The organism is Streptomyces rubradiris, assembly GCF_016860525.1.
Taxonomy (GTDB): Bacteria; Actinomycetota; Actinomycetes; order Streptomycetales; family Streptomycetaceae; genus Streptomyces; species Streptomyces rubradiris.
Map to the genome: position 1 here is coordinate 3,005,751 of NZ_BNEA01000015.1, position 23,756 is coordinate 3,029,506.

The window sequence follows — 23,756 nt, forward strand, 5'->3', positions numbered from 1 at the left end:
TCGACTCCCGCTCCGATTTTGCAATGGATAGCTGCCATGATCACCATGAGGACACGTCAGACACTATGTGGCATCTCCACAATCCAAGGAGGCTCATGTGACCCGTAGCGGTCGTGTGCTGGTGACGGGTGTCGGCGCGATGACGCCGCTGGGAGCCGATGCGCCGTCGTCGTGGTCGGGGCTGCTGGACGGCAAGTCGGGAGTGCGTTTCCTGGAGGAGGACTGGGCCGCGGACCTGCCCGTGCACGTCGCGGCCGGGCTCACGGTGGACCCGGCCTCCCTGCTTCCGAGGACCGAGGCCAGGAAGCTGGACCGCGGAGAGCAGGTCGCCGTCCTCACTGCGCGCGAAGCCTGGAAGGACGCCGGTGCCCCGGGGGTCGAGCCGGAACGGTTCGCCGTCGTCATCGGTACGGGGACCGGTGGTGTGCTCACCACACTGGGGCAGGACGACGTCTTCGAACACGCCGGGGCTCGCCGGCTGTCACCGTTCGCGGTCCCCATGCTGATGCCCAACGGGCCGGCCGCCTGGGTGAGCATGGACCTGGGCGCGAAGGGAGGCGCCAGGACTCCGGTCAGTGCCTGTGCGTCCGGAGCCGAGGCCCTCTCCCTGGGGCAGGACCTGATCCGCAGCGGGCGGGCGGACGTGGTCGTCGCCGGTGGGGTGGAGGCATGCCTGCACCCCTTCACCCTCGCGGCGTTCGCCCAGATGAAGGCCCTGTCCACACAGTCCACCGACCCGGAGACCGTGTCCCGCCCGTTCGACGTCGGGCGGTCCGGGTTCGTCATGGGCGAGGGCGCGGGGATGATGGTGCTCGAACGCGCCGAGTTCGCCCGGGCCCGTGGCGCGCGTGCCTACGGCACGCTGGCCGGCAGCGCCGTGAGTTCGAGCGCGCACCACATCACGGCCTCCGACGCGGAGGGCCAGGCCTTCGCCATGGAACTGGCGCTGCGCGACGCCGGCCTGGCCCCGGCGGACATCGGAGTCGTACACGCCCACGCCACCTCGACGGAGTCCGGTGACCTGGCGGAGGCCGAGGCGATCGGCCGCGTGATCGGCAGCCACGCCGCGGTGACAGCGACGAAGTCGATGACCGGCCACATGATGGGCGCGTCCGGAGCGGTGGGCGCCATGGCCGCTCTGTTCGCGCTCCGAGACGGCACGGTGCCGGCCACGCGTAACCTGGACGCGCTCGACCCGCGCGTGGACCTCGATGTGGTGCGCGGTGAGCGGCGCACCGGCCGGTGGTCCGCCGCCCTGGCCAACTCGTTCGGGTTCGGCGGACACAACGTCAGTCTCGTCTTCACGACGTGACGACGTGACACCGACCGCAGACCGGCCTGGTCGTCAGGCCGGTCACGGCATCACGCGTTCTGTCTCAGCGGTTCTCCTGGACATCGCTCAGGGCCTTGGCCACGGCGTCGACGTTCGGCTTCTGCACGATCGTGTAGTGGTCACCGGCCACCGTCACCTGCCGGAAGCGGCCCTGGCACAGCTGCCGCCAGCCCTCGACCACCTCAGGGGCCGCTCCGGACTCCGCTCGCACGAAGAGGACCGGGCCGTCGAACCCGGTCGGCCGGTAGCGGTACAGGGCCTGGGCGTTGCGCGCGAAGCGGCGGTACACCTTCTGGAACTCGGGCCGGCCCAGGTCCGCGGAGAGCACTCCGGCCGCACCCAGCGCGCCGTACAGCTCGTCGGGTGTGGTGACCGGAGCCGACGGCCGCCAAGGCACGCCGGCCGTTCCCGCGAGGTCCTTGCCCAGCCACAGCAGCAGTTCGCCGTCGGTCGACGGGGCCCGCCGCAGCTCCTCCGGGCCCTCCAGGACGTCGATGGCGGCCACGGAGTCGACGGCGTACCCGAGCCCGCGAAGCTCCCTGGCCGTCTCCAGAGCGAGCAGGCCGCCCATCGACCAGCCGCCGAGCCGGAACCGTTCCCCCGGCACGGTCCGCGTGATGGCCTTCGCATACGCGGCGGCGAGCCCGGTCAGCGTGGCGTCCTCGGTTCCGGAGTCATCCGACTGCACGGCGTAGAACGGCTGGTCCTCCCCCAGGCTGCGCGCCAGGTCCGAATAGCACAGGACGCCACCTCCCACCGGGTGGAGGAACACCAGGGGGACCGCGCTTCCCGTGGTGCGCAGCGGGATCACCAGCGGTTCGGACAGGTCACCGTCGGACCGGGACTCCCGGACGCGGAGCGCCAGCGCGCGTACGGTCGGGGCGGAGAAGAGCGTCGACACGGGCAGCGTGACGCCTGCCTCCCGCCTCAGGACAGACATCATCCGCACCGCTTGCAGCGAGTCGCCGCCGAGTTCGAAGAAGTTGTCCAGGACGGACAGGGCGGGCGCTTCGAAGAAGCTCCGCCAGACGGACAGGAGGAGGTGTTCTTCCGCGGTGGCGGGGAGAGCGTCCTCCTCGGCCACGGCGGCCTCCCCGGGCAGCTGGGCGAGCGCCGCCCGGTCCACCTTTCCGTTCCTGGTCAGCGGCAGCTCGTCCCGCACCACGAGGTGGGCCGGAACCATGTACGGGGGGAGGAACTCGCCGACGGCCCGCCTGATGTCCCCACCGGTCAGCTCGGAGCCGGCGTCCAGGACGACGTGCGCGACCAGCTTCACCCTGCCCCGGTCACCCGGCGCGGTCACGACCGCCGCCGCGACACCGTCGCAGCGCATCAGCGCGGCTTCCACATCGCCCAGCTCGATGCGGTAGCCACCCACCTTCACCTGCATGTCCTCGCGGCCGAGGAACTCGACTTCACCGCTGGGCAGCAGCCGTCCCCAGTCGCCCGTGCGGTAGATCCGCTCGCCGGTCACCGGTGAGGTGACGAAGCTCCGGTCGGTGCGCTCCTCGTCCCCGAGGTAGCCCCGGGCGAGACCGGCGCCGGCGATGCAGATCTCGCCGGACACCCACGGTGGACGCGGCCGCAGGAGCCGGTCCGCGACGAAGACACGTTGGTTCCGCATGGACGTGCCGTAGGGGATGGACGGCAGGGAGGCGTCGGCCGGGGTGATGCGGTGCCAGATCGACCAGATCGACGCCTCCGTCGCGCCCCCGAGGCTCCACAGCTCGGCCTGCGGGAAGAAGCGCCATATCTCCGTCGGCAACGTGACCGGTATCCAGTCGCCGCTCATGAGGACGGTCCGCAGCGGCGGCAGGCCGTCGCGGGCCGGGGACGCGAGGTCCGTGGCCGAGGTCAGGTACTCGCACAGCATGGCCATCAGCGCGGGCACGCTGTTCCAGACCGTGACGCCCGACTCGTTCATCAGCTCCAGCCAGCGGGCCGGTTCGCGGGAGTCCTCCGGTGCGGGGAGCACGACGGCGCCACCGACGGAGAGCGGGCCGAAGATGTCGTACACCGACAGGTCGAAGGTGAGCGCCGACAGGCCCAGGACCCGGTCGTCGGCCGTCAGCGACATCTGCTCGTTGACGTCCCTGACCGTGTTGACGGCCGCACCGTGCTCGATCACCACGCCCTTGGGCACACCGGTGGAACCGGACGTGTAGATCACGTACGCGACGTCGCCGGGTTTCACCGCGACGTCCGGCGCCGCGGCCGGGGCTGTGCCGGAGTCCGGCACCGTGATGTCCAGCACCTCGACTCCGTCGGGCCAGTCCACGGCGTCCCGCACGGACGGCTGGGTGAGCACGGTGCTGATGCCGGCCGCCGCCAGGACGTCACGCAGACGCCGGGCCGGCCAGTGCGGGTCGAGGGGCACGTACGCGGCACCGGCCCGCACCACACCCAGGCACCCGACGACCTGCTCCCATCCCTTCTCCATCACGACACCGACGAGGTCCCCCGGGCCGTTGCCGCCCTGCGCCAGCCGATGGGCGACACCTGCCGACTCCCGAGCGGCCTCGGCGTAGCTGAGCCGACGGTCGGGGGTGATGACGGCCACCGCGTCGGGGGTGCGAGCCGCCTGGGCGACGAACCGGTCGTGGAGCAGCGCGTCCGCGCCGGGCTCGGTGGGCCGGTCCGCGTCCCCCGGCCACGCGCCGGGGCCCAGGACGGGGTCGCGGGCCCAGACGGGTTCCAGCCAGGCGGTGTCAGCGAGCGAGTTCACGAATCAGCCTTTCGTACGCGGAGAACATCGAATCGACGACTCCCTCGGGGAACACGTCCTCCAGCACGTCCCAGTTGAGGATCAGGCCACCGTTCTCCTCGAACGCCGTGTGGTCCAGGATCACCTGGGGGGTGCGGACGCCGCTCCACACCGGCACGCCGGTCTCGCCCATGCGGCACAGCGAACCCACCGGGCCGGTCGTCGTACCGTCCGCCGCGCTGACCCCGAGGGCACTGTTGAAAACCACCGGCATGCGGGCCCGGCCGGCACCCGCGTCCCGCCGGCCCAGGTCCCGCAGGACGTCGAGGCCGGTGTACGCGGTGTGCTCCATGTCGAGCAGCAGCTGCCGTTGGATCTGCCGCGCGGAGTCCCGGAACGGGGATGCCGGGTCGACGTGGACTTCGAGCAGGCTGGTGGCGGAGAAGTTGCCCACCACCCCGGTGGTGTCCAGCCCGGGCACCGAACCGCGGTGGGATACCAGGCAGTTGACGGTGAAGTCGGGCGTCTTCGACCAAGCTGCCAGCACGTGGCAGTAGGCCGCGAGCACCGCGCAGGACGGGGTGAGGCCCGCGGCGGCGGCGTTGCGCTTGAACTGCTCCCACTCCGGTGCGTCGACGCGGAGGAACCGGTTGCTGAAGACCGGCACCGGCACGTCGGAGAGCCGGCACGCGAGCGGCAGTTCCGGTGCCGCCGGCAGGGTGGCGAGGCGCTCACGCCAGTACGACCTGCTCGGCTCGGCATCCGGGGACGCGGCGTGGGCACGCATCGTCCGGACGTACTCCTCGTACCGGGCAGCGGGCTCGGCCGGCTCAGTGTCCGGGTCGCGGTAGAGCTCGGCCCACTCCTTGAAGAGCAGGGCGGTGCTGCCGCCGTCGGATATGAGGACGTCGAGTCCGAAGTGCAGACGGGTCACGGCCTCGGTCACACGCGTCGCCCGGACCAGGAACAGGGGCCAGCTGGTGACATCGAAGTCGTGGGCCCTCAGCTCGTCGTGGATCTCGGTGAGCCGCTGCCCGCGTTCCTCATCGGTCAGCCGGGTGAGGTCCTCGACGGGGATCGACACCCTGGGGACGGTTCCGAGGACCCGCTGGGTGCCCGCTTCGGGGTCGAAGACGGCCCGCAGCATTGGATGCCGTCGCACGAGCCTGTCGAGGGCTTGCTCGGCAGCCGTGACGTCGAAGCCGGTCAGGTCGACCTCCACGTACAGGTAGGTGGAGACGTTGCCGAGTTCGAAGTCACCCGCGCGTCCCGCCAGGTACGCCTCCTGCAACTGGGTCAGTGGGAAGGGCTCCGAGTCCGGCAGAGCGGGCCGGGAGTCTTCTCGCGTGGGGCGCCTGCGTTCCGCCGTGGCGCGCGGACGGGGGGCGGCGAAGGTCTGCGGCGGTGCTTCCGCCGCGGCCGGTGCGTCCGGTGCGTCCGGTGCGTCCGGTGCGCTGGCTCCCCCGGTGGCCTCGTCCTCCTCGAACAGGTCCAGGATGTGGGAGACAAGGGCATCCGGCGTCGGGTGGTCGAAGACGACGGTGGCACCCAGCCGCGTGCCGAGCTTCCGGCCGAGACGGACCCGCAGCTCCATCGACGTGAGGGAGTCGAAGCCCATCTCGTAGAAGGATTTCTGGGCGTCCACCCGCCGTGCCTCGGTACCGAGCAACTCGGCCACGCCCTCCTTGACGAGGGAGAGCAGCCCGGCGGCACGCTGGTCGTGCGAGGCATCGGGCGACCTCAGCAGGTCCACCACCGAGGCGGTTTCCGGCGCTGCCGCGTCCTGCCCGGCCTCCGCGCCCGGCTGCGGCCGCGGCGCCGTGCCGGGCAGGGGCGGACGCACTTCCGGAGCGCTGGGCGCGCCGGCCACCGGGGTCCCGGCGACGGCTCCGCTCGTCTCCCCCACCAGGCGGGAAAACAGGAACGGTCCGGCGGTACGGCCGTGTTCGGTCGCGTCGCTCACGGCCAGGCGCGCCGCGACCACGGCGGGCGCGTCACCGGCCAGCGCCGCGTCGAACAGGGCGAGTCCCTCGTCCACCTCGAACGGGGCCACGCCGTTACGCCGCAGGCGCAGCAGGTCGCCCTCGTCCAGGTGCCCCGTCATGCCGGTCGCCTCGGCCCAGAGCCCCCAGGCGACCGAGTTGGCCGGCCGGCCCTGGGCCCGTCGCCACTGGGCGAACTGGTCCAGGAAGGCGTTCGCACCGGCGTAGTTGGCCTGTCCAGGGCCGCCCAGGACGCCGTAGAGGGAGGAGAAGACCGTGAAGAAGCGCAGCTGGTCCTCGCGCGTCGCCTCGTCGACGTTCAGTGCCGAGTCCACCTTGCTCGCCAGGACAGTGTGCAGCTGGTCCGGCGTCATGTTGGTGACGATCGCGTCGTCGAGCAGGCCGGCCGCGTGGACGACGCCCACCAGGGGCCGTTCGGCGCGCAGCCGGGCGAGTGCCCCGCGCACGCTGTCCGCCTGGGCCACATCGACGCCGAGGACGGCGACGGACGCTCCGAGGCCGTGCAGCTCGGCGGTGAACTCGGCGATTCCGGGGGACTGCTGTCCGCTGCGGCTGAGCAGCGCCAGGGAGCGCACTCCCCACCGTGTCACCAGGTGGCGGGCCAGCGCACGACCGATCGTGCCGGTGCCGCCCGTGATCACGACGGTGCCGTCGCCGAGGTCCGGGGTCCGGCCCGCGGAGGCGGCAAGCGGCCACAGGTACGGCAGCAGCACGCGGTCCGCGCGGACGGCCAGCTGCGCCTCGGACCGCGTCAGTGCCCGCAGCAGGGTCTGGGGCGTGTCGGCGGCCGACGCGTCGACGTCGATGACGCGGACGCGGCCGGGGTTCTCGGTCTGCGCGGACCGCACCATTCCCCACAGCGCGCCCTGACCGAGGTCGTGGACGGTGTCGCCGGTGACGGCTATGGCGTTCTGCGTGACGAGGGTGAGCTGGGCCCGGCCGTCCAGGTCCTCGGCGCGCAGCCACTGTTGGATCGTCTCCAGCGCCCAGGCCGCGGAGTCGTGGGCCTGCTCGGCGACGCTCCGTCCGGGGGCGCCCTGCGGAGCGGGAAGGGCGAGCTGCCACGTTCCGGGCAGTCCCTTGACGACGAGCATGGCCTCGTCCAGGGTCGCCACCGCGATGCCGGAGCGCGCCGCATCCCTCAGGGCCGAGGCCAGTGGTCCGTCCGCGCCCACCACGCACAGCCGCTGGTCGGCGGGCGCCTCGCCGTCCAGCTGCGCCCACTCGGTCGTGTAGAGGGCGGCCTCCTCGCCGCCCGCCGGCCGGGCGGGCAGGGCGAGTCCCCGCACCACGATGCGATCGATGTGCAGGAGGGTGCGCCCCGCGTCGTCCACCAGGGTGAGCGCGATGGTCTCGGGTGCCACCTGACGGGCCAGCGCCCAGCACTCGTCCGTGTCGCTGTCCTCCCCCGTCCGTACGCCGCTGAAGACGAAGGGGACGGCGACATCCCCGGGCCGCGGCGCGCCGAACAGTCCGCAGCCCACCGCGGCGTGCAGAGCGGCGTCCACCAGGGCGGGATGCACGGCGAAGCCACCGTGGTTGACGCGGGCGCTTTGGGGCAGGACGACCCGAGACCTGACCCGGTTTCCGTCCTGTTCCCCGCTCTGTACTCCCTGGAAGGCGTCGCCGTAGCCGTAGCCCATGCTCCGCAGCCGGGCGTACAGATCGGCGGGGTCGATCCGGGTGGCGTGCGCGGGTGCCGTGAGATCGCAGGCGGCGCGGGCCACGGTGTGCGGCCGGGACAGCACCGCGTCCACGTGGTGCACCCAGGTGCCGTCGCCCGCCGGGCGGGAGAAGACCGCTGCCGCCCGCGCGCCCTGTGCGTCCGCGGGTTTCACGGTGAGCTGGAGGTCGATGAGGCCGCCGTCGACCGGCACCGGCAGCGGGTCGCGCAGCACCAGCTCGTCCAGGCTCTCGCAGCCGAGCTCCCGGCCCGCCGAGACGAGCAGCTCCACGAAGGCCGTACCGGGCAGCAGCGGTGTCTGCCGGACCCGGTGGTCCATCAGCCAGGGGTGACTGCGCAGGGAGAACCGGCCGCTCATCACCACCGTGCCGTCGACGGTCTCGACCACGGACGTAAGGAACGGGTGGGCGCCCTCGGCGATGCGGGCGTGTTCCCGGCGCGGCGCGGTGCCGGGGACCGTCGTCGCCGCCCGGTCCATCTGCGCCGGGAGCCAGAACCGGCGGCCCTCGAAGGGATAGGTGGGCAGCTCCGCCTGAGCGGGCCGGTCGGGCCACGCACCGGTGTGGGCGGCCGTCCAGTCGACGGTGTGCCCCTGGACATGGGCTTCGCCGGCCGCGGTGAGGAAGCGCTGGTAGGAGCCCTGGTCCCGGCGCAGTGTCGCGCAGACCGGGGCCTCGCTGCCGGCCTGTGCCAGCACCTGCTGCAGCGACGAGAGCAGGACGGGATGCGGGCTGATCTCGACGAAGGCGTCGTAGCCGTGCGTCAGCATGACCTCGACGGTCTCGGCGAACCGGACCTGCTCGCGCACGTTGCGGTACCAGTACGCGGCGGTCAGCTCCGTGCCCTCCAGACGACGGCCTTCGACCGTGGAGAAGAAGGCCACCTCTCCCACGGCCGGCTGCAGCCCATCGAGCCCCTCGGTGATCGGGTGTTCGAGCTCGGCCATCACCGGGGAGTGCGAGGCGCACTTCGCCGGGACGCGGCGGGCGTACACGCCGCGGTCCTCGCACAGGTCGAGCAGCCGGCGGATGCCGGGCTCGTCGTCGCCGGACACGATCGTGAACGCCGGGCCGTTGGACGCTGCGACGACCAGATCGGCGCCCGCCTCCTCGGTGAGCGCGAGTGCCTCCTCGCGGCCGAGGGCCACCGCCGCCATGCCGCCGCGGCCCCGCTCCTCCAGGACGCGGCTGCGGCAGGCCACCACGCGGGCCGCGTCGTCCAGGCTGAGCACACCGGCGAGGCAGGCGGCGGCGACCTCGCCCTGGGAGTGTCCGACCACCGCGGCGGGCTCGACGCCGACGGATCGCCACAGCGCGGCGAGGCCGAGCATCATGGTGAAGATGAGCGGCTGCACGACGTCGGTGCGGTCGCGATCCGTCTCGCGGTCGTCGCCGGACAGGACGGCCATCAGGTCGTAGTCGAGGTACGGCTTGAAGGCGCCGGCGCATTCCTCGACCCGCAGGCGGAAGACGTCGGACTCCGCCAGGAGTCGTACCGCCATCTCGTCCCACTGGGATCCCTGGCCGGGGAAGACGAAGACGGGACGGCGGATGCGCCGGGCTTCGCCCTGGACTACCGACGGTGCCTCGTCTCCCGCAGCGAAGGCCCGGAGCGCGTCGAGGAGTTCCCCGCGTCCCGTCCCGACCGCCACCGCGCGGTGGTCGTAGTGCTCGCGCTGCGTCGCCAGTGCCTGGGCGGTCACCGCCAGCGGTGCGGTGCTCGCGGCGAGGTGGTCGGCGACGGCCGCGGCGTAGGAGCGCAGGGCGGTCGCCGTCTTGGCGGAGAGCGTGAGGGTGTGGGCTCGGCCGGCACCCTCGGGACCGGGGTCGGGGAGGGCTTGTGGCTCTTCCCAACTCTCCAGGACGACATGGGAGTTGGTGCCACTGACGCCGAAGGAGGAGACGGCACAGCGGCGTACGCCATCCGGCGTGGTCTCCCACGGCCTGCTGTCCCGCAGGACGTCCACGGAGGAGGACCAGTCCACGTGGGAGTTGAGCTCCTCCACGTGCAGGGTCCTGGGCATCGTGCCGGCGCGCATGGCCATCAGGCACTTGATGACTCCGCCGACGCCGGCCGCGGCCATGGAGTGGCCGATGTTCGACTTGAAGGACCCGATCCAGACGGGTTCGGCAGCCCGGTCCTGCCCGTAGGTGGCCTGGATGGCGTTGGCCTCGATGGGGTCACCGAGCTTGGTGGCGGTGCCGTGTGCCTCCACGAGCTGGATCTGCCCGGGCGTGAGCCGGGCGTCGGCCAGCGCCTGCTTGATGACCTTGACCTGGGCCTTGCCGCTCGGCGCGGTCAGGCCGTTGCTCGCTCCGTCCTGGTTGACGGCGGTGCCCTTGATGACGCCGTAGATGCGGCGTCCCTTGCGCCTCGCCTCGGAGAGACGCTCGAGTACGAGGACACCCGCACCTTCGGCCCACACCGTGCCGTTGGCGGTGTCGGAGAACGTACGGCAGCGCCCGTCGGGGGAGAGCGCGCCCTTCTTGGCGTAGTCGACGAACATGCCCGGGCCCGCCAGGACGGTACAGCCGCCGGCGAGTGCCAGGTCCGTCTCGCCGCTGCGCAGGGAGCGTACGGCGGTGTGGATCGCGACACCCGACGACGAGCAGGCCGTGTCGATGGTCAGCGCCGGCCCCTCCAGGCCGAGGAGGTAGGCGATGCGGCCGGAGGCCACGCTCGGCGAGGTGCCGGTGCCCATGAACCCGGCCGTCTCGTCCTGCCACTTCCACAGTGGCATGCCGTACTCGTTCGCCATGAGCCCGACGAACACGCCCGTCTGGGAGCCCTTCAGGCTCGACGGGACGATGCCGGAGCGCTCGATCGCCTCCCAGGTGACCTGGAGCAGCACCCGCTGCTGGGGGTCCATGGAGACGGCCTCGGCGGCCCTGATGTTGAAGAACTCGGCGTCGAAGAGGTCGGCGTCGTGGAGGAACCCACCCTGGCGCACGAACGTCGGGTCGTAGAGGTCCTCGGTATGCCACTCCCGGTTCGCGGGGAAGTCGCTGATCGCGTCGCGTCCCTCGTTGACGAGCTCCCACAGACGTTCCGGGGTGTCCACGCCGCCCGGGTAGCGACAGGCCATGCCGATGACGGCGATGTCCTCCGGCTCCGTTGTGTGCTCAGCCACGGATGGCCTCCATCTCGGTGTTCACATGCGCCGCCAGTTCGTTGATGGTCGGGTGGTCGAAAAGCGCCGACTCCGGGATCGCGAGCGACGTCGCGGAGACGATGCGCTCCTGGAACTCGAGGAGGGACATGGAGTCGATGCCGAGGTCGTTGAAGGTGTGGTCGGGGTCGATGCGCAGGGGTGAGCTCCCCGCTTCGCCCAACACCGTGAGCAGCTCTCGCTCCAGGAACGAGCGGATGAGCCACAGCCGGTCCGGGGTGCTCGCCCGGGTCCACTCATCGAGCAGGGACCCGGTGGCGTCCTGTCCGTCGGGCACCGGCGCCGGCTGCGTGGCCGGGGCCGTCGTCGCGGTCGTGCGGACGGGCCGGGGAAGCGCGAACGTGTCCCGCTCGAAGGGGTAGGTGGGCAGGCCGGGAACCTTGCGCAGCCCTGGGCCGAGATGCCGTGTCACGTCGGCGATGCCACCGGTGCACACGTAGGAGCTGGCGGCCCCGACCGCGGCGATACGGCCCGGGTCCGCGCCCTGCGTCCAGCCGGCCGGCATGGCCAGGTCGTGACCGGCGACGACCTTGTGCAGCCCTTCGCGGATCTCCTCCCAGTCACCGCCGACGACGGCCGCCCGGTGCTCCCACTGGGCCCGCTGCACCAGTGTCCACGCGACGTCGGCCACGGAAGGGCTCCGCGCGGGGAGAGGGTGGTCCAGCAGGGCGCGGGCCAGTGCGCGCACCGCTTCCCGGGAGCGGCCGGAGAGGCACAGCACGGCGTCGGGGCGCTCGACGGGGTCGCGGCCGTGGGCCGGCCCGGGTGCGGGGGGCGGCCCGAGGACCACGTGGACGTTGGTGCCGCCCATACCGAACGAGCTGACTCCGACGACGTCGTCGGCGCCGAACGTGTACTCCTCGGGCCGCACGATCACGCGGAGGTTGAGGTCGCCCAGCGGCAGGTCCGCGGGGCTGCGGTGGTGGTGGAGGGTGGGAGGCAGCTGACCGTGGTGCACGGCCAGACAGGCCTTGATGAACCCGGCGATCCCCGCGGCGGACTCCAGGTGCCCGATGTTCGTCTTCACCGAGCCGACCCGCAGCGGATCGGCCTGCGGGCGCTGCCGCCCGATGACGGCGGCCACGGCCCGGGCCTCCACCGGGTCCCCCACGGGCGTACCGGTTCCGTGCAGCTCCAGATAGGCGACCTGGTCGGCCGTCACACCGGCCGTGCGGTGCGCCGCCCGGATGACCTCGCACTGGGCGTCGTGGCTGGGCACACCGAGCCCGCACCGGCCGCCGTCGTTGTTGGTGGCACTGCCCCGGACGACGGCGTAGACGTGGTCGCCGTCGCGGAGGGCGGTGTCCAGCGGCTTGAGGACGACGCAGCCGCCGCCCTCCGCCCGTACGTAACCGTCGGCGCGCTCGTCCAGGGTGCGGCAGCGGCCGTCCGCGGACAGCCCGCCCCACAGCCGGACCTGTTCGGTGACCTCGGGCAGGAGATTGAGGTTGACCCCGGCGACGAGCGCTCCCTCGCACTCGCCGAGCCGCAGGCTCACGACCGCCCGGTGCAGGGCGCACAGCGACGACGACTGGCCCGTGTCGATCACCTCACTGGGCCCGTGCAGACCGAAGTGGTGCGAGAGACGGCCGGCGAGCAGGGACCGGCTCGTGCCCATGTGCCCGAACCTGTCCAGTCGGCCCGCGGCGAGGTACTGGGTCCGGAAGTCGTCGGCGCACGCCCCGACATACACCCCCCAGGGAGCGCCGTGCACGGTCGAGGGGGAGACGGCGGCGTCCTCCAGGGCCTGCCAGGCGAGTTCCAGCAGCAGCCGCTGCTGCGGATCCATGTGCTCGGCCTCACGGCGCGCGACGCCGAAGAACCCGGCGTCGAACGTGTCCGGTCCGTCGATGAAGCCGCCCTGCGTGACGGGTGTGCCCGGTACGGCGGGTCCGTCCCCGAGCCACTGCTCCCAGCGGCCCTGCGGGGCCGTTCCCACGCTGTCCGTGCCGGACATGAGGTTGTTCCAGAAACCCACCGGGTGGGTGGCGCCCGGGAAGCGGCAGGACATGCCCACCACGGCGATGGGCGCCGTGGGGTCGATCCCATGCGTCGTCATGGTCACGAGGCGGCCCTCTTCCCGGGGGCGCAGGACCGGGCGGGCAAGGGCCCCGGTCCGACGGTCAGGTTCCGCAGGCCCCGGAAGGTCGGGCTCGCCTTCCATTCCATCCGTTCCCTCGGCATGACGACACGAAGGTCCGGACAGCGCTCGATCAGGGCGTGGAAGGCGACCTCCGTCTCCAGCCGGGCCAGATGCTTGCCGATGCAGTTGTGGAGGCCGCCGCCGAACGCCAGGTGTTCGCGGCGCGGCTGGCCGAAGTCGAAGGTGTCGGCATCCGTGAACCGCTCGGGGTCCCGGTTTGCCGCGGCGAAGGCAAGGAAGACGACAGAACCGGCCGGGATCGTCACGCCGCCCACCTCGGCGGACTCGGTGGTGTACCGGTACAGCGACAGGTTGAACGGAGACTGGTGGCGCAGCATCTCCTCGACCGCCGTCGGCACGAGTGAACGGTCGCGCCACAGCCGGGCCTTTTGCTCCGGGGTGGACTCCAGGGTGAGAAAACCCGTGACGATCAGGTTCGCCGTCGTCTCGTAACCCGCGGCGAGCAGCGCATATGCCTGCGCCACGGCCTGGGGCTCGTCCAACGACACGGCGAGTTGCGTCAGGATGTCATCGGCGTCGCCCTCGCGCTTGTGACGAATCAGTTTGCTGAGGTAACCGACCATCTGCTCGGTGGCACGAGCCAATGCCGTGGCGGCGGCGTCCCCGGTGATCGTCTGCACCCACGCGTGGAAAGTGCCGCGGTCCTCGCGCGGAACCCCGAGCATGCCGCATATCACGGATATCGAGTAGGGAAAAGCGAAGTCCTGGACAAGGTCGAACGTCTCCCGCCCGGCCACGGCGTCCAGCACCGAATCGGCCAGCTCCTCCATGGCCTCGCGCTTGGTCGCCACGGCGCGCGCGGTGAAGGCGCTGTTGAGCGGCTTGCGGAGGGCGGTGTGAGCCGGAGGGTCGTTGTTGGCCATGTTGTCGTACAGCAGCGAGCTGCGTTCCCGCGCCTGCTCGCCGTCGGGACTGTTCGCCCGGAACAACGCCATGGCCTCATCGATGCTCTTGCAGAACCGCGGATCTCGCAGAACGAATTCGATGTCCTCGTACGAGGTCACGACCCAGGCGTGCAGGTTCGGCGGGAGGTAGGCCATTCCCGTCTCCAACACGACTTTCGTCGGCCTGTTTCCGTTCTCCTTGATGACTCGGTAGACCGAGTGTGGATCCTCGAAGAAGTCACGGCCGAGTGAGAGGGGACATTCACCCTCGCTTTTATGGGCTGTCATGTCATTCTTTCGCTGTGATATCAGACGGTCGTGAACGGGGCGGGGGCAAGCTGGTGACGAGGTGCGGAAATCGGTCAGACGCGGCCGAAGACCAGGGAGACGTTGTGTCCGCCGAAACCGAAGGAATTGGCGAGCGCGGTTTCCAGCCGGCCGCTGCGCGGTGCATCCCTGACGACGTCGAGTTCCACCTCGGGATCCACCTCGTCCAGATTGCGGATGGCCGGCACCGTGCCGTCGCGCAGCGCCAGGATCGCGGCGGCCGCGCCCATCGCCCCGGACGCGCCCAGCATGTGCCCGGTCATGGATTTCGTCGCCGTCACCACCGGATGCGTTCCGATGGCCTGAGCGATCGCCCTGGCCTCTGCCAGATCACCCTGGGGTGTGGAGGTGGCATGGGCGTGCACATGGTTCACGTCACCGGGTCCGACGCCGGCATCGCGCAGGGACGCGGTCATGGCCCGGACCTGCCCGGGCACGTCGGACGCCGTGATGTGGGCGGCGCTCGAGCTGACACCCGCCCCGAGCACCGCGGCATGCGCGCGCGCCCCGCGAGCACGGGCGTGCTCCGCCCGTTCCAGCACGACGATCGTTCCGCCCTCGGCGAGGACGAACCCGTGGCGCCGGGCGTCGAAGGGGCGGCTGGCGTGGGCCGGATCGTCGTTCGCGGTCGACAGGGCCATCATCTGCGCGAAGCCGGTCAGCGGCAGCGGCAGGACGCTGGCCTCCACGCCACCCGCCACCACCACGTCGGCGCGGCCCGCGCGGATCAGGTCCAGCCCGAGCGCGATCGCCTCCGCGCCGGACGCGCAGGCACTGACCGGGGCGTGGGCGCCGGCCTGCGCGCCCAGGTCCATGCTGATCCAGGCCGCGGGCCCGTTCGCCATCAGCATGGGCACGGTGTGCGGGGAGACCCGGCGCGGACCCTTGGCGGCCAGCAGGTCGTTCTGGGCGAGGAGCGAGGTGACACCCCCGATGCCCGTGCCCACGGCCACCGCGAGGCGCTCCGGGTCGACGTCGGGTGAGCCGGCGTCGCGCCAGGCCTCCCGCGCGGCGACCAGCCCCGTCTGTTCGGCCCGGTCCAGGCGGCGGGCCTCGGTGCGGTCAAGGGAGTCAGCGGGGTCCGCCGTGAGGCGCGCGGCGATACGCACGGGGAGCCCTTCGGCCCATTTCTCGTCGATGTACGCGACCCCGTTGGCACCGGCCTGCATCGCGGCCCAGGTGCTCGCCATGCCAGCGCCGATCGGCGTCAGGGCGCCCAGGCCCGTTACCCATACGTCCACCGTCTTTACTTCCTCATCGCTTTCGTTTTGTTGCGTGGACCGGGTTGCCCGGCGTAAGCGAGACGCATTTCTCGGCGGCTCGTCCGACAGGAGGGAAGTGCGGCCGGAAGGGGCTGCGCGCGGGTGAGTGGCCGATCCATGTTTGCCGGGTGAAGGCGCCCCGCATGGCCCGCACGCTAACCAACCGTTGATCCGCATCGCAACCTTCCTACTTTTGCGGCCTGTTGGCGCATAGGGGGGTGCCTTACCCCCCTATTTGCCGGGTGGTTGGCCATGGTTCCGCATAAGGGTGCGCAGTCCGGCCATGCGGCGGGCGCGGTCACCTCGTTCCGGTCCGTGGTCCCAAGTCGCTCTGCCGAGGCGGAAGGCGGCCACGGCGGCCGGAAGCGGGAGAGAGCGCAGCATGATTTGATCTATCCGCGCACGACGTGTGGATGGCCGAAAACCCGGCCGTCCAGGAGGGAGCTGAGGTCCGCCGTGGAGACGGCAGAGCGGTGCAGGGCACAACGCCTTCTTGACGGCCTGTGGCAACAGGCGAGTGCGGGTAGGGGGCAGGCTGCACTCGTCCTCGGTCCCCCTGGGGCGGGCAAGAGCTCACTCGCCTCGCACGTCCGGGCGCGTGCGGAGAGATCGGGCGCGGTCGTCGTGAGCGCCGTGGCCTCCGCGACGGAGCGTTCGTTCGCCTTCGGGCTCGTCAGCCAGCTCCTTGCCGGCCTGGGCCGTTCCCCGGCCGCGCTCGCGGCGCTCCCCGAGGCGCCGAGCACGGCCGCCGGCGCCGTGTACGACACCGTGTCCGCGGCGGCCAAGCAGGCCCCCCTGATCGTGATCGTCGACGATGCCCACCACATCGACGGCGAGAGCCTGCGGTGCCTGCTCCACGTCATCCAGCGGGTGGAGTCCCTGCGGGTCCTGCTCCTGCTCACCGCCCGCTCCGACCTGCCCGAGGACAACCTCGCGCTGACCGCCGAGTACGTACGCAATCCCCGGTGTTCCCTGATCACCCTGGCAGCCCTGTGCACGGCGTGCACCGAGGAGATGATCGCCGAACGTCTGGGCCGGGGCCCGGCTCACCGTGCGGCACCTGTCTGGCAGCAGGCCGCCGGCGGCAGTCCGCTGCTGCTCCAGGCGCTCGCCGCGGACTGGTCCACCCGTGAGGTGGCCGCCAGGCCGGCAGCCCCGGCGGCCGGCGCGCCGACCGTGCCGCCGGAGGACGGGGATCCGGCCGAGCCGCCGGAGGACGGAAGGGCCGTACGGTTCGCCGTCCAGTACATTCACGACCTGCTGACCGAGGACGTCCTGCGCACCGCGCGGGCTCTCGCCGTCCTGGGCGACGCGGCGACCACGGAACGGGTGGAGCGGCTGCTCCACATGCTCGGCATGTCCGCCAGCGAGGCCGTGCGCGCCCGCGGTGTCCTGGAGGCCGCGGGTCTGACCGACGGGACCCACTACCGCCTGGCGGCCTCTCGCCTGGTGGTCCTGGACAGCACACCGGCCGAGGAGCGGGAACTGCTGCACCGCACCGCCGCCCAGGTGCTGCGGGAGAGCAAGGCGGATCTGACCGAGGTGGCCGGTCACCTGGTACAGACGCGCCCCCTGCACGAGGACTGGGCGGTCATCGCGCTGCGGGAAGCCGGCGCTCAGGCCCTGCACGACCAGGACGCCGAGCGGGCCATCACGTTCCTCCGGGCCGCCTACGCGGCGTGTGCCGACGGTCCGCTGCGTGCGACGGTCATGGCCGAACTGGCGCAGGCGGAATGGGAGGTGGACCCGGGCGCGGTGCGCTGGTACCTGACCGATCTGCTGGACGATCACCGCGCCGGGCGCCTGAGCCGGAAGCACAGTGTTCTGCTCGTCGTGTATCTGCTGTGGTCGGGACGGCCCCAGGAGGCGGACGAGATCCTCGCCGACCTCGATGCCGCGCCAGGTGAGTGCACCGACGAGTTGCAGGCCCGCCTGCACGCACTGCACGTGTGGTTCGCGTACTTCTACCCGACCTTCGGCACCCGGTACCACCACGGCCCCCCGGTGTCCGGGCCCGACCCCGGCCAGAGCGTCGTGTCCGTCGACCCGCACCGCGACGGAGCCCTCATCCTCACCTCGCTGCTCACCAACGGCCCGACCGAGGAGGCACGTGACGCGGCCGAGCGGCTTCTGCAGGCCCTGATACCGCACAACCCGCCGGTGGCTCCGGCGATGGCCGCGCTGATCGCCCTCATCCGTGCGGCACGTTTGGAGCGGGCTGCCGAGTGGTGCGAGGCACTCGTGGCGGATCACACGCGGCGCACCCCCACCGCGCAGGCGCTTCTGCTGGCCTCCAGCGCGATCCTGGAGAGCTGGCTGGGCAACTTCACGACGGCGCGGGAGCGTGCGGAACAGGCGCTCGGCCTGCTCCCCGCGGCCGCGTGGGGCGTCGCCATCGGTCTGCCCCTGTCCGCGAAGGTGCTGGCGTGTACCGCCCTCGGGGACGCCGAGGCGTCGGCCGCGTGTTTCCGGATCCCGGTCCCTCATCTGATGTTCCAGACGCTGCCCGGTCTGCACTACCTCCAGGCCCGCGGCCGGCACCATCTGTCCGAGGGCCGCTACCGGGCGGCGCTCGGTGACTTCTATGCCTGCAGGGACCTGATGGTGGCCTGGAAGCTCAACGTCTCCGTGTTCACGGCCTGGCGCGTGTACGCGGCGGAGGCGCAGATCGCCCTGGGAGACCTGGCGGAAGCGGACCGGCTGCTGAACGAGGAACTGGGTCAGCCGGACGCCGGGAGCCCGTGGCTGCGCGAGCAGGCACGTCTCCTGCACGAGCGGCTCCGCAGCGCGCGGGCACGGGCCGTGTCGGGCGGGGCGGCACCCGACGCCGACGTGCCGGTGAGGCTGAGCAAGGCGGAGCACCGGGTCGCCCGGCTGGTCTGCGAGGGGCTGACCAACCGGGAGATCGCCGCCCGGCTGTGTGTCACGCCCAGCACAGTCGAGCAGCATCTCACCCGGGTCTACCGGAAGCTGGGGGTCCGGGGCAGAGCCGCCGTGCCGGTGGCGCTCAGCCGTTTCGAGTCGCGCCGGAGCTGACCCGTTCCCGGGGCCCGCGTATCCCCCGTCCCGACTTGTGTCCCAGGAAGCCCTGCTCGACCAACTCCTCTACGAGTACGGGGGGTTCGTACCCGGATTTCGGGAACTCCGTGTCCAGGCAGCGCAGGATGGCGAGGGAGACGTCCAACCCGATGCTGTCGAGCAACGTGAAGGGGCCCATGGGGTAACCGAAGCCGCGTTCCATCGCTCCGTCGACGTCCGCGGCGTCCACCGCGTGCTCGTCCAGCAGCCGCACCGCGTCGGCGAGGTACGGGAAGAGCAGGTGGTTGACGATGAACCCGGCCCGGTCGGGGCATGCCACGGCGACCTTGCCGAGCGTGCCGCAGAACGCGTGCGCGACATCGACGGCACGCTCTCCCGTGGCCGGGGTGCGGACCAGTTCCACCAGCTTCATCACCGGCGCGGGATTGAAGAAGTGCAGGCCGAGCGTGTCCTCCGGCCGTCCCGCCGGTTCCGTGCAGGCGGCGACCGGCAGGCTGGACGTCGTCGTGGCGAGCAGCGCGCCGGGCCGGCACACCCTGCCCAGCCGGGCGAAGAGGCTGCGCTTCAGCAGGAGGTCCTCCGCGACGGCCTCTATCACCAGGTCACAGTCGGCGAGAGCGACCATGTCGTCGGCGGTCGTCAGGCAGGCGCGGGCCTGTGCCTCGCCCGCCGGCGTGACCTTGCCCCGCCGTACCGCCTTGGCCAGTGACTTCTCGATGAAGGCCAGGGACGCGCTGGCCTTTTGCGGGCTGCGGGCGACCAGCGTGGTCCGGAACCCCGCCACCGCGCAGGCCTCCGCGATGCCCCGCGCCATCGTGCCGGAGCCGAGCACCCCCACGTGCTCGAGAGGCGCTGCCGGTGAACCGCCGTGGACGCGAGGGGCGTCCGCTGCGGCGATCCGGCGACCGGTGTCGTCGTAGCGGTAGAAACCCTGGCCGCTCTTCCGGCCGAGCGTGCCGCGGTCGAGCATCGAGCTGAGCAGCGGGGCCGGCCGGTACCGGGCGTCACCGGTGCGCTCGCACAGCGCGGTGAGGCCGGCGTGCACCTCGTCCACGCCCAGTTCGTCGATGAGCTGCAGGGGGCCGGACGGCAGTCCGCAGCCGAGCCGCATGGCGGTGTCGATGTCCTGGGCGGCGGCGAAGCCCTGCGCGACCATCACGGCGGCACGGTTGACGAAAGCGTGGACGAGTCCGGTGGCGAGCCCGCCTGCCTGGACCTCGACGGCGGCGGGTTCGAGGCCGAGAGCCGCCGTGAGTTCCCTCGCCGCGCTGATCGCGTCATCTGAGGTCAGCGAGGTGGGCACCACGTCCGCACGGCCCCCCGCCGCAGGCGGCCTGAGCAGGCGCAGACCGACGGTTCGCTCCGGCCGCCGGGACGCGGTGGCGAGGCGGAACAGCGGCAGCGAGGCGGTCGTCGTGAGGAACACGGTGGTGCCGGCGCAGACCCCGTGCAGCCGGTGCAGCAGAGTGCTCTTGACCGCCAGGTCCTCGTCCACGGCCTCGATCACGAGGTCGGCCTCGGCCAGGGAGCCGATGTCGGCCGTCAGGGTCGGCGGCGGCCGGTCGAAGGCGCCGCCTTCCCCGCGCGCCTTGACGCGCCGCTCGACCCTGGCCAGTACGTCGAGGTCGCGGTCCACGCCGACGACCCGACAGCCCGCCTCGCTCAGCAGGCCCAGCAGGGCCTCTCCGACGGTCCCGAGTCCCACGACTCCGACGACCGTTTCTTCCACCGTCTTGCGGTGCACGCTCTTCTTACCTCTCGTGCTGCCGTGTACCAGGTCAGACCCGGAACCGGTTGATGGCGTCGATGTGCCGCGCGCGCATCTCGTGGTCGCGCACGCCCAGGCCCTCCTCGGGGGCGAGGCACAGGACGCCGACCTTGCCCTGGTGCAGGTTGCGGTGGACGTCGTAGGCCGCCTGGCCGGTGTCCTCAAGGGAGTACGTCTTCGACAGGGTCGGGTGGATCTTGCCCTTGGCGATCAGGCGGTTGGCCTCGTACGCCTCGCGGTAGTTGGCGAAGTGCGAGCCGATGATCCGCTTCAGGGACATCCACAGGTAGCGGTTGTCGTACTCGTGCATGTAGCCCGAGGTGGAGGCGCAGGTGGTGATGGTGCCGCCCTTGCGGGTGACGTAGACGGAGGCGCCGAAGGTCTCGCGGCCGGGGTGCTCGAAGACGATGTCGATGTCCTCGCCGCCGGTGAGTTCGCGGATGCGCTTGCCGAACCGCTTCCACTCCTTGGGGTCCTGGGTGTGCTCGTCCTTCCAGAACCTGTAGCCCTCGGCGTTGCGGTCTATGATCAGCTCGGCGCCCATCGAGCGGCAGATCTCCGCCTTCTCCGGGGAGGAGACGACACAGATCGGGTTGGCGCCGCCGGCCAGCGCGAACTGGGTCGCGTACGAGCCGAGTCCGCCGCTCGCGCCCCAGATCAGGACGTTGTCGCCCTGCTTCATGGCCGCGCCGTTGCGGGACACCAGCTGCCGGTACGCGGTGGAGTTCACCAGGCCCGGGGCCGCCGCCTCCTCCCAGGTCAGGTGCTTGGGCTTGGGCATCAGCTGGTTGGTCTTCACCAGCGCTATCTCGGCGAGGCCGCCGAAGTTGGTCTCGAAGCCCCAGATGCGCTGCTCGGGGTCGAGCATCGTGTCGTCGTGGCCGTCGGGCGACTCCAGCTCGACGCTCAGGCAGTGCGCGACGACCTCGTCGCCGGGCTTCCAGGCGTTGACGCCCGGGCCGGTGCGCAGGACGACGCCGGCCAGGTCGGAGCCGATGACGTGGTACGGCAGGTCGTGCCGCGCGGTCAGCGGCGAGAGCTTGCCGTAACGCTCCAGGAAGGCGAACGTCGGCACCGGCTCGAAGATCGAGGTCCACACGGAGTTGTAGTTCACCGAGGAGGCCATGACGGCCACCAGGGCCTCGCCCGGGCCCAGCTCCGGCACCGGGACGTCCATGACGTGAAGGGATTTCCGTGGATCCTTCACCCGCGAGTCCACGCCGTCGAACATTCCGACGTCCTCGCGACGGATGACCACGCCCCGATAGCTGTCCGGAAGGGGCAGTGCCGCGTAGTCGCCGGGCGTTGCCGTACCGGAGAGGACGGCATCGACTATTTCCTTCACGTGGGTTTCCTCCCGAGGCTGGCACGACGGTGGATATTGCACCCGTATATGACCGGGTCGACCCTAGAGAAAGCCCGGCTCCCGGGGCAACCCCCTAAAAAGGCGGCCAGGGTCTTTGAGGGGGCCCTACGCGCCTGGTCAAAAGGGGGTAGGGGATTGTTGGCCCCTCACTCGCTCATGCATCATGGGGGACGCAGGCCGCCGCCCGATCCCGGCCGAATGCTTGCCCGACACAGTTCTTCTTGGAGAGGGAAAGAGTGGTTGACAGCCCCGTCGGCGCCGCCTCCTGGGTACGCCGGTTCCACCCTTCGTCCGAAGCAGAATTCCAGCTTCTCTGTTTCCCGCACTCGGGCGGATCCGCCAGCTTCTTCTTTCCCTTCTCCCGGGACCTGTCGCCGGCCATGGACGTCTGGGCCGTGCAGTACCCAGGCCGGCAGGACCGTCGCGCGGAGCCGAACATCCCGCACATACACGAGCTCGCCGATCACATCGCCGAGAGCGTCGGCCCGCAACTCGACCGGCCATACGCGCTGTTCGGGCACAGCATGGGCGCCACCCTCGCCTACGAAGTCGCCCTGCGACTGCAGGAGGCGGGCCAGGAGCCCGAGACGCTCTTCGTATCCGGGCGTCCGGCCCCGCACCGTAACGTCGACACGGGACTGCACCGGCTCTCGGACAGCGAGATCGTCGATGACATACGCGCCCTGGACGGCACAGGTTCAGAAGTGTTCGGCGACGAGGAAGTACTCCGGATCATTCTTCCGGCGATACGCAGCGACTATCACGCCGCGGAGACCTATCAGTATGTCGCCGGCCCCGTCCTGAACTGCCCACTCCGCGCCTTCACCGGCCTGTCCGATCCCCGGGTGGAGGTGAGCGAACTCCATCACTGGAGCCGTCACACCACCCAGTCGTTCCGGCTCGACGTGTTCTCCGGTGGCCATTTCTACCTCCTGGAAAACCACGACGCGATCGTAAAGGAAATCCAGGGCGCCCTGCTCCCCGTATCACCCTGAAGGACTGGACGTAGTGCCCGCTTATTCATCCGGACCGCTGCGCACGGGAGTATGGGGTACCGGTTCTTATCTGCCCGATCACGTGGTCCGCAATCAGGACATCGCCGCGTCGACGGGGGTGAGCCCCGAATGGATCGAGCGCAAGACCGGGATTATCGAACGGCGTTACGCGGCCGCCCACCAAGCGACGTCCGACCTCGCCGCGGAGGCGGGCCGACGGGCACTGGAGGACGCCGGGCTCACGGCGGAGGAGCTGGGCTGGGTCATCGTCGCCACCACCACTCCCGACCAGCCCCAGCCACCCACCGCCGCCATCGTCCAGCAGCGTCTGGGCGCGGGCCGTGCCGCGAGCTTCGACGTCAACGCCGTCTGCGCGGGTTTCGTCGTGGCGTTGGACGTCGCGGCGCGCATGCTCGCCGGTGACGGGGCGAGCCGCGGACCCGCCCTGGTGATCGGCAGCGAGGTGTACTCACGCGTCATCGACCCCACCGACCGGCGTACCGCGCCGCTGTTCGGGGACGGAGCGGGGGCCGTGGTCCTCGGCCCGGTCCCCGCGCAGCGGGGCGTCCTGGGCAGTCACTCCGCCACGGACAGCCGCTTGCTCGACCTCATCGGCATCTCCGCCGGCGGCAGCCGGACTCCGCCGTCCGCCGAGACCCTCGCCAGGGGTGAGCACTTCTTCCGCATGCGCGGGCGTGAAGTGCGTGCGTACGTGATGCGCGAGCTGCCCCGCGCGGTCCAGGCCCTGCTGCGAGATCTCTCGGTCCCACCCGACCTGGTGCGGCACTTCATCCCCCACCAGGCCAACGGCGCGATGCTCGGGGAGGTCCTGGAGAACCTGGGCCTGCCCCGTGCGCGGGCTCACCTGCCCGTGGCCCGCCACGGGAACACGGGCGCCGCTTCCGTCCCGCTCGCACTCGACCACGCGCACCGCTCCGGAGAGCTGTCCGACGGAGACCTGGTCCTGCTGGCCGGGTTCGGAGGCGGCATGACAACGAGTGCCGCTCTGCTCGCCTGGGGCCTCTGACGGATCCCACCCATGTCGCGGACGTCCCACC

The 23,756-nt window shown here is 71.3% G+C and carries 11 protein-coding genes; 4 read left to right on the forward strand and 7 right to left on the reverse strand.

Annotation, left to right across the window (positions count from 1 at the left end; all coding sequences use genetic code 11):
- The first annotated feature begins 97 nt into the window (after positions 1-97).
- Entirely contained in the window at positions 98-1,312 is a 1,215-nt protein-coding gene (locus tag Srubr_RS26370; protein WP_203855059.1) for a beta-ketoacyl-[acyl-carrier-protein] synthase family protein, read from the forward strand.
- Positions 1,313-1,376: 64 nt separating this feature from the next.
- Here Srubr_RS26370 and Srubr_RS26375 read toward each other — a convergent pair whose 3' ends face one another.
- From Srubr_RS26375 to Srubr_RS26395, 5 genes are all read right to left on the reverse strand, one after another.
- Positions 1,377-4,058 carry an amino acid adenylation domain-containing protein gene (locus tag Srubr_RS26375; protein WP_189997434.1) on the reverse strand — a complete coding sequence of 894 codons (2,682 nt, stop codon included), beginning with the start codon at positions 4,056-4,058 and terminating at the stop codon, positions 1,377-1,379.
- Positions 4,042-10,854: a type I polyketide synthase gene (locus Srubr_RS26380; RefSeq protein WP_189997435.1), complete on the reverse strand. Its 6,813-nt coding sequence runs from the start codon at positions 10,852-10,854 to the stop codon at positions 4,042-4,044. Before Srubr_RS26380 ends, Srubr_RS26375 begins: the two co-directional genes overlap by 17 nt.
- Positions 10,847-12,952 carry a beta-ketoacyl synthase N-terminal-like domain-containing protein gene (locus Srubr_RS26385; RefSeq protein ID WP_189997436.1) on the reverse strand — a complete coding sequence of 702 codons (2,106 nt, stop codon included), beginning with the start codon at positions 12,950-12,952 and terminating at the stop codon, positions 10,847-10,849. The genes Srubr_RS26380 and Srubr_RS26385 overlap by 8 nt, the downstream gene beginning before the upstream one ends.
- A 2-nt stretch (positions 12,953-12,954) precedes the next feature.
- Positions 12,955-14,097 carry a cytochrome P450 gene (locus tag Srubr_RS26390; RefSeq protein ID WP_229926823.1) on the reverse strand — a complete coding sequence of 381 codons (1,143 nt, stop codon included), beginning with the start codon at positions 14,095-14,097 and terminating at the stop codon, positions 12,955-12,957.
- Positions 14,098-14,303: 206 nt separating this feature from the next.
- A complete protein-coding gene (locus tag Srubr_RS26395) occupies positions 14,304-15,509 on the reverse strand; it encodes a beta-ketoacyl-[acyl-carrier-protein] synthase family protein (RefSeq protein WP_268257592.1) in 1,206 nt (401 codons plus the stop codon).
- 273 nt (positions 15,510-15,782) lie between these two features.
- On the opposite strand from Srubr_RS26395, the gene Srubr_RS26400 reads away from it, so the two are divergent.
- Positions 15,783-18,566 (forward strand): helix-turn-helix transcriptional regulator, encoded by a 2,784-nt coding sequence (locus tag Srubr_RS26400; protein WP_189997439.1) that lies wholly within the window; start codon positions 15,783-15,785, stop codon positions 18,564-18,566.
- Here Srubr_RS26400 and Srubr_RS26405 read toward each other — a convergent pair.
- Both Srubr_RS26405 and ccrA read right to left on the reverse strand, forming a co-directional pair.
- Entirely contained in the window at positions 18,538-20,313 is a 1,776-nt protein-coding gene (locus Srubr_RS26405; RefSeq protein ID WP_229926824.1) for a 3-hydroxyacyl-CoA dehydrogenase family protein, read from the reverse strand. The two genes, Srubr_RS26400 and Srubr_RS26405, sit on opposite strands and share 29 nt — an antisense overlap.
- A gap of 34 nt (positions 20,314-20,347) precedes the next feature.
- Entirely contained in the window at positions 20,348-21,682 is a 1,335-nt protein-coding gene (gene ccrA, locus Srubr_RS26410; RefSeq protein WP_189997440.1) for a crotonyl-CoA carboxylase/reductase, read from the reverse strand.
- A gap of 257 nt (positions 21,683-21,939) precedes the next feature.
- Between ccrA and Srubr_RS26415 the strand changes: the two genes are divergently transcribed.
- Together Srubr_RS26415 and Srubr_RS26420 are read left to right on the forward strand one after the other, a co-directional pair.
- Positions 21,940-22,698 carry a thioesterase II family protein gene (locus Srubr_RS26415; protein WP_189997441.1) on the forward strand — a complete coding sequence of 253 codons (759 nt, stop codon included), beginning with the start codon at positions 21,940-21,942 and terminating at the stop codon, positions 22,696-22,698.
- A gap of 13 nt (positions 22,699-22,711) precedes the next feature.
- Positions 22,712-23,725 (forward strand): 3-oxoacyl-ACP synthase III family protein, encoded by a 1,014-nt coding sequence (locus Srubr_RS26420; RefSeq protein WP_229926825.1) that lies wholly within the window; start codon positions 22,712-22,714, stop codon positions 23,723-23,725.
- Positions 23,726-23,756 lie beyond the last annotated feature (31 nt).